This is a genomic window from Micromonospora citrea (assembly GCF_049629545.1).
GTDB lineage: Bacteria > Actinomycetota > Actinomycetes > Mycobacteriales > Micromonosporaceae > Micromonospora > Micromonospora citrea_A.
The window spans coordinates 1-12,888 of record NZ_JBNADX010000015.1 but is presented as its reverse complement, the minus strand read 5'-3'; the positions used below and the strand labels follow the sequence as shown (position 1 = coordinate 12,888).

Annotated in this window: 10 protein-coding genes and 1 pseudogene; 3 read left to right on the top strand and 8 right to left on the bottom strand. The window is 73.7% G+C overall.

The window, feature by feature from the left end:
- Positions 1 to 9: 9 nt before the first annotated feature.
- The 7 genes from ACPFP2_RS17250 to ACPFP2_RS17220 form a co-directional block, all read right to left on the bottom strand.
- Positions 10 to 1,494 carry a sugar transferase gene (locus ACPFP2_RS17250; RefSeq protein WP_424090198.1) on the bottom strand — a complete coding sequence of 495 codons (1,485 nt, stop codon included), beginning with the start codon at positions 1,492 to 1,494 and terminating at the stop codon, positions 10 to 12.
- Between the two features lie 205 nt (positions 1,495 to 1,699).
- Positions 1,700 to 3,442 carry a substrate-binding domain-containing protein gene (locus ACPFP2_RS17245; protein ID WP_424090197.1) on the bottom strand — a complete coding sequence of 581 codons (1,743 nt, stop codon included), beginning with the start codon at positions 3,440 to 3,442 and terminating at the stop codon, positions 1,700 to 1,702.
- 121 nt (positions 3,443 to 3,563) lie between these two features.
- Positions 3,564 to 4,640, bottom strand: a complete 1,077-nt coding sequence (locus ACPFP2_RS17240; protein ID WP_424090196.1) for a lactonase family protein — start codon at positions 4,638 to 4,640, stop codon at positions 3,564 to 3,566.
- A 127-nt stretch (positions 4,641 to 4,767) separates the two neighbouring features.
- On the bottom strand, positions 4,768 to 5,370 hold the full coding sequence (locus ACPFP2_RS17235; protein ID WP_424090195.1) for a GTP-binding protein: 603 nt from the start codon (positions 5,368 to 5,370) through the stop codon (positions 4,768 to 4,770).
- Complete coding sequence (locus ACPFP2_RS17230; protein ID WP_424090194.1) at positions 5,351 to 5,737, bottom strand: DUF742 domain-containing protein; 387 nt, start codon at positions 5,735 to 5,737, stop codon at positions 5,351 to 5,353. Before ACPFP2_RS17230 ends, ACPFP2_RS17235 begins: the two co-directional genes overlap by 20 nt.
- Positions 5,727 to 6,149 (bottom strand): roadblock/LC7 domain-containing protein, encoded by a 423-nt coding sequence (locus ACPFP2_RS17225; protein ID WP_424090193.1) that lies wholly within the window; start codon positions 6,147 to 6,149, stop codon positions 5,727 to 5,729. Before ACPFP2_RS17225 ends, ACPFP2_RS17230 begins: the two co-directional genes overlap by 11 nt.
- Complete coding sequence (locus ACPFP2_RS17220; RefSeq protein WP_424090192.1) at positions 6,149 to 8,497, bottom strand: nitrate- and nitrite sensing domain-containing protein; 2,349 nt, start codon at positions 8,495 to 8,497, stop codon at positions 6,149 to 6,151. The genes ACPFP2_RS17225 and ACPFP2_RS17220 overlap by 1 nt, the downstream gene beginning before the upstream one ends.
- A 577-nt stretch (positions 8,498 to 9,074) precedes the next feature.
- Here ACPFP2_RS17220 and ACPFP2_RS17215 point away from each other — a divergent pair.
- The 3 genes from ACPFP2_RS17215 (at position 9,075) to ACPFP2_RS17205 (ending at position 11,310) form a co-directional block, all read left to right on the top strand.
- Positions 9,075 to 9,668: a hypothetical protein gene (locus ACPFP2_RS17215; protein ID WP_424090191.1), complete on the top strand. Its 594-nt coding sequence runs from the start codon at positions 9,075 to 9,077 to the stop codon at positions 9,666 to 9,668.
- An 11-nt stretch (positions 9,669 to 9,679) separates the two neighbouring features.
- The gene (locus ACPFP2_RS17210) at positions 9,680 to 10,651 is read left to right on the top strand and encodes a hypothetical protein (RefSeq protein WP_424090190.1); all 972 of its coding nucleotides are present in this window, start codon (positions 9,680 to 9,682) and stop codon (positions 10,649 to 10,651) included.
- A gap of 278 nt (positions 10,652 to 10,929) precedes the next feature.
- A complete protein-coding gene (locus tag ACPFP2_RS17205) occupies positions 10,930 to 11,310 on the top strand; it encodes a hypothetical protein (RefSeq protein ID WP_424090189.1) in 381 nt (126 codons plus the stop codon).
- A gap of 131 nt (positions 11,311 to 11,441) precedes the next feature.
- Here the strand turns inward: ACPFP2_RS17205 and ACPFP2_RS17200 are convergent.
- Positions 11,442 to 12,888: pseudogene (locus ACPFP2_RS17200) on the bottom strand (glycoside hydrolase family 6 protein); the annotation flags it as partial.

Sequence of the window (12,888 nt, the reverse complement as noted above, 5' to 3'; positions counted from 1 at the left end):
CCGCCGCGCTCAGTACGCCCCGCGCCCCCGGACCACCGCGCCGAAGGTCTTCCACAGGATGGTCAGGTCGGCGGCGAGTGACCAGTTCTCGACGTAGTACAGGTCGAGCCGGATGCCGTCCTCCCAGCTCAGGTCGGAGCGGCCGCTGACCTGCCAGAGCCCGGTCATGCCCGGCTTGACCAGCAGGCGGCGGGCCACGTCGCCGTCGTAGCGGGCCACCTCGGACGGCAGCGGCGGCCGGGGGCCGACCAGGCTCATCTGGCCGAGCAGCACGTTGACCAGTTGAGGCAGCTCGTCCAGCGAGTACTTGCGCAGCAGCCGGCCCACCCGGGTCACCCGGGGGTCGTCGCGCATCTTGAACATCAGCCCGTCGGTCTCGTTGCGGGCGACCAGCTCGGCCAGGAGCGCATCGGCGTTGATCACCATGGTGCGGAACTTCAACACGTCGAACTCGCGGCCGCCCTGCCCGACCCGGGTCTGCCGGAACAGGACCGGCCCCCGGCTGTCCAGCCGGATGGCCAGCGCGAGCACCGCCAGCACCGGCAGGGCCAGCAGCAGCGCCAGCGCGGCGGCCGTCCGGTCGACCAGTTCCTTGACCAGCTTGCGCGCGCCCCGGAACTCGGGCGCCTCGACGTGGATCAGCGGCAGGCCGGCGACCGGGCGGGTGTGGATGCGCGGGCCGGCGACGTCGGTCAACGCCGGGGCCACGACCAGGTCTATCCCGGTCCCCTCCAGCTGCCAGCCCAGCCGGCGCAGCCGGGCCGCGGTCAGCTCGCCGGAGGCGGTGACCGCCACGGTGTCCGCGCCGATGGCGCTCGCCGCCTCCGGCACGCCCCGCAGCGAGCCGACCACCGGCACGTCGCTGAGCCGCTGCGGCACCGGGGCGAGCAGCGCGTCCGGGATGCAGGCGCCGACCACCTGGTAGCCGGCGTACGGCTCGCGGCGCAGGGTGTGCACGAGTTCCAGCACGTGCGCGGTGTCGCCCACCACCAGCACCCGACGTGACCAGCCGTCGCCCCGGTAGCGGGCGAGGTGCAGCCGCTTGCGGGCGGCGAACCGGGTCACCACCAGCGCCAGCGTGCCGAAGACGAAGGAGATGCCGAGGAATCCCCGGGAGACGCCGACGTCGGCGATGTAGCCGGCGATCGCGATGCCACCGGCCAGGCGCAGGCTCGCGGTGCCCACCCGCCGGTACTCGTCGGCGCCGTAGCCGAGCACCCGGTCGTCGTAGCAGCGCAGGGCCTTGAGGGAGACCAGCCAGGTGAGGACCAGCCCGGGGGCCACCAGGACGTACGGGATCTCCGAGCCGATCGGCGCCCGGTCACCGAACCGGGCGGCGTACCCGGCGAGCACGGCGACGGACAGGACGGCGGTGTCGAGCACCACCAGGAGCCGCACGTAGGCCCGCTGGTCGGCGCGGGCGACCGGCCCGGTCGGGCGTCCGCTCGCCGCGGGCGGGACCCGGACCGGGGTGGACAGCGTCGCCGAGCTCACCCAGCCTCCCCACATCGCGCGTGTCGGCCCCGACCGGCCACCGCCCCCGGATGGGGGAGCGACGCCGGAGCACACCCGACATCCTGCCTGACAATGATGGTCACCGATTGCTTCGGACGTATTACCGTCAGTTTTCCAGGGGCCGGAATACGAACCGCCGCACCGGATTCACCGGTGCGGCGGTTCGCCGCCACTGTGCCGTGGCTCAGCGCGGCGCGTTCGGGCGCAGCGCGATCGCCTTCAGGAAGATGTCACCGATCTTGGTCGGGTCCTCGGTGACGAAGGTGCCGCCCCCGGTGACGTCGGTGATCGACTGCAGCTCGGCCTTGGAGACGTCGTTGCCGATGCCGATGATGACGACCTGCACCGGCCGCTCCGCGTCGGCCAGGTTCTTCAGCTCGGCGAGCAGCTTGGCCTGGGAGATGCCGTCGTCGTCCTCGTTCTTGCCGTCGGTGAAGAGCACGATCGAGTTGACCCGGCCCGGCTCCCAGTTCTCCTGCACCGTCCGGTACGCCTCCAGCATGGTGTCGTACAGGCCGGTGTTGCCGTTGGACGGGCGGATCCCGGCGAGGCCCTGCTCCAGCCTGCCCCGGTTGGTGGAGAGGGGGTTTATCGGCACGAGTTGCCGCCAGTCCCGGGACCCCTCGAGCTTGGTGGAGAAGGTCCAGAGGCCGATCGACCAGGAGTCGTCGAAGAGGTTCAGACCCCGGCTCGCCGCCGCCACGGTCACCTGCTCACGGCTGGCGTTGTTGGCGGAGGGGACCTCGGTCTTCATGGAGCCGGAGACGTCGATGACGCAGAGCATCCGGCCGGACTGGGTCGCGATGGACCAGCCGGAGACCGCACGGTCTATGGCGACGGGGTCCAGGCCACCCGCGGCGCCCACACCGGCGGGCGGGACGGCCGCCTGGCCACCGGCCGGGCTCGGCGCGCCCTGCGGCGCCCTGAAGCCGTCACCCCAGTTGCCGTCCGGGGCCCGCAGCGACTGGGCCGCCAGCCGGTTCTTGAAGCCCTGCGTGGTCAGCAGCTCGTAGAGCACCTTCGCCGCGGACGCCTTGGCCGGCTCGATGCCGGGCAGCACCGCGTACGGGTAGTCCAGCGGCATCGGCGACGGCTCCAGGTAGAGCGCGGCCAACGGGATCGGCGGCTTGGTGTTGTTGTACGCGATGACGTCTTCCTCGGAGAGCGCGGCGGCGCCGAGCGCGCTGGCGATGGACGTCGGGTCGTTGGAGCGCGGGAAGCGGGCGAGCAGGTCCTGCCGCAGCGCGGACCGGCCGGTGGCCAGGGCCCGCAGCGCGCCGGTGGTGGCCTTCTGCGTGTCGCCGCCCGACGCGCTCGCGGCGGCGGTGAGGGAGAGCAGCCCGGAGAGGCCGGCCGCGTCCTGCGTCGGCTCCACGATCCCGGCGCGCAGGGGCTTGTCGCTGCTGACCGCGCGGAGCAGGTCGGTCCAGCTGGACTTCTTGTCCGGCCAGCCCAGCCGGGAGGAGGCGACCGGCTCCGGCATGGCGACCACGACCGGGCTGCGCGCGATCGACGCGCCGTTGCCCGGGGCGAACGCGGTCGCGCCGTTGTTCTTCAGCCGCAGCAGCCAGGTGGAGGAGTCCGGGATCCACACGTCCGGGGTGACCACGGTGCCGCTGGCCTGGCCCACGCCGGCGAGGACGGCGCCGTGCTTGCTGGCGACGGCGGCGGCCACGTCGACCGGCTCGGACGAGGACACGTTCACCGCGATGCAGGTGCCGCCGACGGCCGCGCCGTCGGTGACCCACTGCGCGGCGGCGTTCTGCACCGCGGGGGCCAACTCGGGCGCCGCGGCGACGGCGAGTTGGATCTCACCCGAGCAGGACGGGCCGGCCAGCTGCTGGTAACCGAACCAGGATCCCGCGACCACGACGACGAGCGCGGTGGCCGCTGCGGCGGCTCCTGCTCCACGGATACTTGAACGCATGCGATGGCGGCCAGACACGCTGACCATCTTGCGTAGCTCGTTCGGTTACCGCCACAACCGTTCGGACGAAAGTTACGCAGGAGAAACAGTTGATCGCTCTTTTACCACGCTGAGTAATCAGTCAGTCTCGACGTGTTGCGCGGATCGGCCCTGAACGCCCCTTGCCCCAGGGCAGCACGCAGGTGGGGCTCGGCACCTCGACCGGCTCGCCGACCGGCTCCGGCACCCCCGAACCGGGGTCGACCCGGAACACCCGGACCATGTCGGCCCGTTCGTCGGCGACGTAGAGGTGCTCCCCCACCGGCACGAAGTGCCGCGGCCACTCGCCGCCCGTCTCCACCTCGGCGACCAGCCGGGGCAGTTCGGCGTCGAGCGCGAAGACCGCGACCGTGCCCACCCCCCGGTTACCCACGTAGAGGAAACGGCCGTCCGGCCCGACGGTGATCTCCGAGGGCTGGACGTGGCCCGCCCGACCGCTGGCGTCGACCCGGCCCCGCTGGTGCAGGGCCCCGTCCACGGTCAGCTCGTACGCCGTGACGGTGGCGTCCAGTTCACCGGCCACCCAGCAGCGCCGCCCGTCCGGGTGTCGGGCCAGGTGACGCGGACCGGTGCCGGCAGCGGTACGCACCCGTGGCGCCCGGGGCACCAGCCGGCCCGAGGCGGCGTCCAGGTCGTACCGGTAGATCGAGTCGGTGCCGAGGTCGACGGCGAGCAGCGGGCCGGCGCCGGGGCCCGGGGAGACCATGTGGCAGTGCGCCCTCTCCTGGCGCTCCGGGTCCGGGCCGTGGCCCTCGTGCACGACGAGGTCGCTGCGCTCGCCCGGCACGCCGCGCGCGTCGAGCGGGAGGACCGCCACGCTGCCGCCGCCGTAGTTGGCCACGACGAGGTGCCCGCCGTCGGGCACGACCGCCAGGTGGCAGGGCTCGGCGCCGCCGGTCGACCGGACGGCGAGCGGGGTGAGTTCGCCCCGCTCCCCCACCCCGAAGGCGCTGACCTGCCCCTCGGCGAGTTCGTTGACCGCGTAGAGCACCGGCAGGGCGGGGTGCCGGACGAGGAAGGACGGCGAGTCGGTGACCGCGACCGTGCCGAGCGGGGTCAGCGCGCCCGAGGCCGGGTCCCGGCGGGCGGCCACGATGCCGTCACCCCGCCCGCCGCTGGCCGCCGTGTATCCCCCGATGTGGACGATCTCGCTCGTCACCGGTCCACCCTCCGCCGATCCTGTGGTCGATCCAACCAGAGGCTTCCCGGTGGGCCCGGGCGTTAGCCCTGTTTCCGCCAGTTTTCTGGCCCGACCCGCCCACACCGACGGGCCGGGACCGGCCCGGTCAGGCCACCGGGACCGGCTCGCCCCGCTGCCGGGCGACGTGCTCGACCAGCGAGATCAGCACCAGCTTGGCGGACTGGCGGTCCCGGGCGTCGCAGAGCACCATCGGGACCTCCGGGTCGAGGTCCAGCGCCTGGCGCACCGCCTCGATGCCGAACCGGCGGGACCCGTCGAAGCAGTTCACCCCGACCACGAACGGGATGCCCCGCTGCTCGAAGTAGTCGATCGACGGAAAGCAGTCGGCGAGCCGGCGGGTGTCGGCGAGCACCACCGCGCCGAGCGCGCCGAAGGCCAGTTCGTCCCAGAGGAACCAGAACCGGTCCTGGCCCGGCGTGCCGAACAGGTAGACCTGGAGATCCTCGTTGATGGTGATCCGGCCGAAGTCCATCGCCACCGTGGTGGTCGTCTTCGTCTCCACCCCGGAGATGTCGTCGGTGCCGATGCCGACGCTGGTCAACACCTCCTCGGTCTGCAGCGGGCGGACCTCGCTCAGCGCGCTGACCAGCGTCGTCTTGCCCGCACCGAAGCCACCGGCGACGAGGATCTTGAGAGCCAGCGGCAACCGGGGTCCGGAGGAGCCCCGGTCAGAGCGCACGTAGTCCACTGACCACCGCCTTGAGGATGTCGTTGTCGGGAAGTCCGGCGGTCGGCGGCTCGTGCACCGAGACCAACCCCCGGGCGAGCAGGTCGCCGAGGAGGACCCGGACCACGCCCACGGCGAGGTCCAGATCGGCGGCGAGGTCGGCCACCGCGACCGGGCGGCGGGCCAACTCGACCAGGCGTCGGTGCTCCGGCTGGAGCCCGGGCCGGCCGGCCGGGTCCACGCCCGGGCCCGCCAGCACGAACGCGACCAGGTCGAAATCGTCGACGGCCGGGCGCACCCGGCCGCCGGTGAGGGTGTACGGGCGGACCACCGGGCCGGCCGCGCCGTCCAGCCACTCGTGCTGGGGGCCCGGCGGCTCAGCCCGCATCGGCGGCTCCGACCGTCACGCGGGCGGGAGCGGTCAGGTTCTCACCGACCCGGATGACCAGCATCGCCATCTCGTACGCCACGAAGCCGATGTCCGCGTCGGCCTCGCAGACCACGGCCAGGCAGGCACCCTGCCCGGCGGCGGTGACGAAGAGGTACGCGGACTCCATCTCCACCACGGTCTGCCGGACCCCGCCGCCGGCGAGATGCCGGCTGGCGCCCTTGGCCAGGCTGGAGAAGCCGGAGGCCAGGGCGGAGAGGTGCTCGGCGGCGGCCTGGTCCAGTGCGGCGGAGGCGCCCAGCAGCAGCCCGTCGGCGGAGAGCACGACCGCCTCCCGGGCGGCCGGCACCCGCTCCACCAGTTCGTCGAGCAACCAGCCGAGATCGGCGCTCTGCCTCGTCGTGTGCACCACTAGGCGTCCCTCTCAGTCGCGGTGGGGGATTCGGGGGTCGTCGCCGGCTCGCCTGGCGACAGGGACGACTCGGGGCGGTCGACCCGCGGTACGGCGCGGCCACCAGTCGGCACGTCGGGCCGGGCCGGGGACAGTGGGTGGAGGGTGGCGCCTTCGCGCCGGCCCCGGGCGGTGCCCGCCTGGAGCGCGGACATCTGCCGGCGTACCTCCTCCGGGGAGCGCGGGGCGGGCGCATCCGCGACCTGCGGCCGGGACCGGGTGCCCGGCCCCCGGCGGCGGACCCGGCGGGGCAGGCCGTCGCCGTCGGGGGCAGCCTCCACCGACGAGGTGCGCGCCGGCGCGAACGGCAGCACGGTCTGCTCGGGGCGTTCCCGGGTGATCCGGCCGGACCGGCCCCGGGGCAGGGCGTCGAGCCGGGTGACCGAGGCGGCCGGGTGCCGCGCCGGGACCGGCGGGGCCGGCGGTTCGTCGGTGACCAGATCCACCGGTACGAGCACCACGGCGGTCATCCCACCCGGCACCTGGGAGCGCAGGGTGACCATGACGCCGTGCCGGGCGGCGAGGCGGGCCACCACGAAGAGGCCGAGCCGGGCGCTGTCGGCCGGGTCGAACTCCGGCGGGTCGGCGAGACGGCGGTTGGCCTCCTCCACGGCGCGCGGGGACATCCCCAGGCCGTGGTCGGTGATCTCGACGACGTACCCCTTGGGGACCTGCTGGCCGCAGACCTCGACCCGGGTCTCGGGCGGGGAGAAGACGGTGGCGTTCTCGATCAGCTCGGCGAGCAGGTGGATGACGTCGGCGACGGCCCGGCCCACCACCCCGGCGGGCTGCACGTCCCCGATGTCCACCCGGTCGTACGCCTCGACCTCGGAGACCGCGCCGCGGACCACGTCCAGCACGGCGACCGGCTGCCGCCAGCCCCGCCCGGGGGCTGCCCCGGCGAGGATGACCAGGTCCTCGGCGTGCCGGCGGAGCCGGGTGGCCAGGTGGTCGACCCGGAACAGGTCGGCCAGCTCGTCCGGGTCCTCGGCGCGCCGCTCCATCCGGTCCAGCAGGGCGAGCTGTCGGTGCACCAGGCCCTGGCTTCGGCGAGCGAGGTTGAGGAAGACCTCGTTGAGGCCGCGGCGCAGGGTGACCTCGTCGACGGCGGCGCGGACGGCGGTCCGCCGGACCTCGTTGAAGGCGCGCCCGACCTCGCCGATCTCGTCGGCGCCGTACTCCAGCGGCGGCGCCTCCCGGGCCACGTCGACCTGTTCGCCCCGGCGCAGCCGGGCCACCACGTCGGGTAGCCGCTGCTCGGCCATCTCGAGGGCGGCGGTGCGCACGCCGGTCAGCCGGCGGACCAGGGTCCGCCCGACCCGGACGGCGACCAGGACCGACACGACGACCGCCGCCAGGCCGAGCAGCGCGGCGACGCCGAGCCGGACCAGGATGCCGACCGCCGCCGGCATGGAGCGTTCGGCCAGCACCTCGGCCTGGGCCAGCTCGAAGTCGAGCAGCTGCCGTTGGACGGTCTCGTGACTGGTCTCCCAGGTGCGGGCGTCCACCGGCGGGCGACCGGACGGGTCGGCGCGCAGCAGCGCCTCCTGCATGACGCGCAGGCGCACGACGTCGTCCCCGGCCACCAGTCGCTGGTATGCGACCCGATCCTCGGGCGGCAGGTCCGCGGCGGCGGCCTCGACGAGCAGGCGCTCGTTGCCGATGGTCTGCACCAGCCGCAGGTGCTCCCCCTCCACGAACCGCCCACCGGCGAGCGCGCCGGCCAGCAGCGCGTCGGTCTGGCCGAGCAGCTCGCGGGAGCGGCCGAGCGCGGTGAGCGCCAGCGCGTGCCGGTTGAGCTCCGCATCGGGTCCGGCGGCGGCCATCGCGGAGAACGACTGGAAGACGGAACCGACGAGGCTCGTGTAGAGGCTGCTCGCGGCGGCCCGGTCGACCAGCCCGCGGTCGATGAGCGACCGCCCGGCCGAGAGGGTGTCGAGGGCGGCGGCCAGCTTGTCCAGGCGGTCGTCGAGCAGGTCGCCGGCGGCGTCACGCAGCCGCTCGCCGCCGATCCGCCGGCGCAGCTCGGCCGCCGCGGAGTCGGTGCGTTGCCGCTGCGCGGCGAGGGCCGGCCGCACGTCCCCGCCGGCCAGCGCCACCACCGACAGCCGGCGCTCGCGTTGCAGCTCGGCGACGACCACGCCGCCGGGGCGGCCGAGCTCGTCGATGTAGGTGCGCGCGACGAGCAGGTCCAGCGCAGGGCCGAGGGTGAGTGTGGTGGTGAAGATCCAGAGCGCCATCAGGGCAGCGACCGGGGTCACGACCAGGGCGGTCAGCTTGGCGCGGATCGACCAGTCGCGGGTGTCCATGAGTCCTCGCCCGAAGGGGTGGCAGCGGTGGCGCCGGCACCGGCCGGGCAGCGCCCGGCCACGGTGCCGGGCACCGGCACGGGCGCCTTGGGCAGGATACGTAATGGCGGCCCCGAGCACTACCGTGCGTCCCCCACCCGACTCCGTTGTGGACTCTGCGGGCTACGACGACCGGACCGGGAGCAGTCTTTCTGCCGCTCGGTCGGGCCTTCATGGCCTGCCCCGAGACGAACGGGCGGTACTCCCGGTAGGCATCGTCGGCCTCCCGCAGTCCGGCGAGGACGGCTCGACGTCGATGTGCGGGCTCGCCCCCCGGTTGTCCAGTCCGTACGACATGACGCCGCCGGTCTGGTCGGTGCTGACCACCACGTCCGCGCGCGGCGCGTCGACCGGATTCCGCCGGCGCCACCCCGCCCAAGCTCGTTTTCTGGGATCAATCAAGTTTCGGCGGGTAGCTCGTCGTGTGGGCCTCACCATGCCGGCACCCGGTTCGCCGCACGGATCCGCCAGGAAAGTCCGCGGGATCGGGATTGGCGATCACCGGACGGAGGGAATACCGGGTGGCGAAGGAGGAGCCATGTCGCCCACGCAGGTAATCGTTGTGGTTCTCGTCGTGCTGGTGGTCGCGGCGCTGGTCGCCGTGGCCGTCGTGGCCGGCCGCCGCCGCGCGCTCAAGCGCCGCTTCGGCCCCGAGTACGACCGGGCCGTCGCGGAACAGGACAACCGCACCGCCGCCGAACGGGAGCTGCGCGACCGGGAACGCCGGCACGCGGAGCTCGAACTCACCCCGCTGGCCCCGGAGGCCCGCGCCCGGTACGCCGCCGCGTGGGAGGAACTCCAGGTCCGCTTCGTCGACTCCCCCGCCGAGACGGTCGGTGACGCCGACGAACTGGTCAGTCGGCTCATCGCCGAGCGGGGTTACCCCACCGGGGACTTCTCGGACCAGATCTCCCACCTCTCCGTCGAGCACGCCCGCACCCTCACCCACTACCGGGACGCGCACGAGATCCGGCTGCGCAACGAGCGGGGCGAGGCCAGCACCGAGGAGCTCCGCCAGGCCGTCGTGCACTACCGCGCCCTCTTCGCCGACCTGCTCGGCGAGGAGCCGGTCGGTCACCGGCCCCCGGAGCAGCGCCACCCGGACAGCCCGCACGACGTCACCACCCGCTGAGGAGAGCCACCATGCGCAGGGAAGAGCAGCAGGTCAACCAGGACCATCCGGAGGCGGTGCGCTCCGCGCCGGTGCCCGTGCCCCCGCCGGGCGCCACGCCCACGAACGGGACGCCCGGGCACGACCGGGACGGCCGGGCCGACGTTCCCGAGGACGTCCTCGATGACCGGGGCACCTTCGACGACCCGACGGTGGCCGGCGAGCGGCCGGCCGACGACCTCGACGACACCCGCCCGTACGACGTGCGCGCCGTCGACCGCGACGACGCGGACAGCGGCGGCGGGCCCGAATTCCACGATCCGGCACCGCTGCCGACCGCGTTCGGTGCGGCCACCGTGGGCGACGCGGTCGCCGCGTCCGCGATGGCGAGCGGGCGACCCGAGGACGAGCGGGACGCCCGGCGCGAGGACACCGCGATGCCCGGAGACGGCGCGCCGGGGCGCACCGAGCCGTTCGACGACGAGCGGGCCGACCCGACCGCGGCCGACCGGATCCACGACCCGCACCGGTGGGACGCGGCGCACCAGGGCACGCCGGAGCCGGGTCGACGCGACGGCGACGCGACGGCCGCCGACGCCGCCGGATACGGCAGCGCCGCGCCGGCCATGGTCGACCCGGACACCGAGACGCCGGAGGGCGGGCCGACGTCGGCCGCCGTGGCCGGTGTCGGGACGGCCGGCGCGACGAGCCCGGCCGGGGCCAACGTCCCCACCCACGCGGCGACGCTGTTCGAGGCGGAGGCGGCGCAGAGCTTCCGGGACCGCTGGCGCGACGTCCAGCTCCGCTTCGTCGACGACCCCCGCGCGGCCGCCGGCGAAGCCCAGTCGCTGGTCGAGGAGGCCATCCAGGCGCTCTCGGCCGCGCTCTCGGCGCAGAAGCGGCAGCTCGGGGGCTGGCAGGACGCCGGTTCGGCCGACACCGAGCAACTCCGGGTGGCGGTCCGGCAGTACCGGGACTTCCTGGACCGGGTCCTCGGCCGCTGACGATCCACCACGTACGCCCCGGTCGCGAGCCGACCGGGGCGTACGCGTACACGCCCGACGAACCGGCATGGAGGCCCGCTTCCCGGGGCACGACAGGCTCGGGATCCACCGGGCCGGCCCGGTGATGCCACTCTTCGGCCTGGTCATACCGGCTCGAAGTGGCCTCGCCCGGCCAGACGGCCCGCCACCGAGCAGGACCTGGCAGGTCCGACCGGGACCGGCATGGGCCCGGCCCAGCGGGGTACGCGAGATCGGAGCGTCTGGGACAGGAGGGCACCATGACGGATCGTGACCCCAACCGCGGGCGACCGCTGGAGGAGAGCCCCGAGGTGGCCGCCGCGGTGGACGACGAGACCACCGTGCCGCAGCTCGCCACCGGCGGCGACGACCGGGACAACCCGTTCTTCGCCGAACCACGCGGCGGAACCTCGGAGGAGACCGAGGAACTGCTCGGCGACCCGTACGCCGCGGGCACCGGCGCGACCGGCACCGGCACCGGCGCGGCCGGGGACAACATCCGTACCGGGGCGGAGCAGCCCTGGGAGCCGGAGGACCTGGTGATGGCCCGGGGTCAGGACGTCACCCCGGAGAACCTCGAGCGGGCCCGCCGCGACCTGGCCGAGCTGGGGCGGGCGGCGATCGAGAAGACCGTGCCCTGACGGGTCGCCGTCCACCCGCCCGGCACGGCGGGGGCCCCTGGCCCGACCGGTGACCGGTCGGACCAGGGGCCCTGGGGAACCTGCCGCGACAGTGCCTCACTCCTGCCGCGGCGGGTTGGCCGTCCGCCTGGTCAGGAGAGCGGCGGGTAGGCGTTCTGCATCAGCTGGGCGAACTGCGCCGGGAACCAGGCGCCCGAGATCGGGGCGTCCGGCAGGGCGCCGCTCAGGCTGTTGCCGTTGCGGGCGTTACCGGTGTAGGTCGGGTCGCACATCCGGTCGAAGCCCTTGCCCTCGTTGTTCGGGATCTCCTTGCTGGAGCCGTCCGACTCACCCGGGGGCTTGACCCAGACGTACGCGTCGATGCCGGGCTCCGGCGCGGCCTTCGGCCGCTCGCCCAGACCCGCACCGGCCTGGTTGCACCAGTTGCCGGCGTGGATCCGCCGGTCGACACGGCCACCGTCGACATAGGCGTCGACACTGGTCATCGGGCCGGGGCCGGTGGGCCGGGCGGTGCCGCCCCAACCGTTGCGGGAGGTGTCGATCAGCATGCCGATCTTCGAGTCGAAGCCCTTGGAGACCAGCTCGTTGCGGAACGCCTGAGCGAACGACAGCTCGTCCACGTAGAAGTTCCAGTCGACCCACTTGGACTGCCGCACCGTGGTGCCGTTCACCGAGTCGGTCACCTTGAAGTTCGGCTCCTTGAGCGCCGAGTAGTTCGCGGTGTTGACGATGAAGCCGTGCACCTTGTTGACGGTGCTGCCGGAGGCCACCGCGGCGTCCTTCAGGATCTGGGCGGTCGGGCTGAAGTTGCTGTCCCAGCCGATCCAGCCGTGGTGCGCGGCGTCGATGTAGTTGTAGACGTTGCCGATCGCGCCCAGCTTGTTCAGGGCGTAGCCGACACCGTTGACGTACGCGCCGTTGGCCTTGACCGTGTCGCACATGGCCGTGCCACCCGGCTTGCCGGAGGTGTTGGTCACCAGGTTCGGCAGCGAGTCGATCTCGATGATGTTGATGATGCGCAGGTCCTTGTACTTCGCGTCGCCCTGGATCGCGGCGATCGGGTCGATGTACTCGGCCTTGTAGCGGGGCAGTTCGTCCGGGCCCAGCTCGCCGTTGGAGGCCAGCGCCGCGCAGTCACGGCCGGGCAGGTTGTAGATGACGAACTGGATGTACTTCGCGCCCTGCGCGAGCGCCTCATCGAGGTGGTCCCGTACGCCCATGGCGCCGTTGGAGCTGCTGTCCGGGGTGCCGTTGATGGCGGCGATCCGGTCGATCCACACGGCGGTCGGGTTGTTCGACACCCGGTTTGCCGCCCGCGACGGACTCGGCCTTGGCCTTCCACTCCGGGTTCACGTACCCCTTGGCGTTCAGGTACGGGTTGTCCGCCCGCTCCCCCGGCGGCGTCGTCGGCGGCGGGGTGGTGGGCGGCGGCGTCGTCGGAGGCGGCGTCGTCGGCGGGGTGGTCGTCGGCGGGGTGGTCGGAGTGCCGCCGTTGCAGACCACGCCGTTCAGGGTGAACGAGGTCGGCTTCGGGTTGCTGCCGCTCCACGCGCCGTTGAACCCGATGCTGGTGCTGGC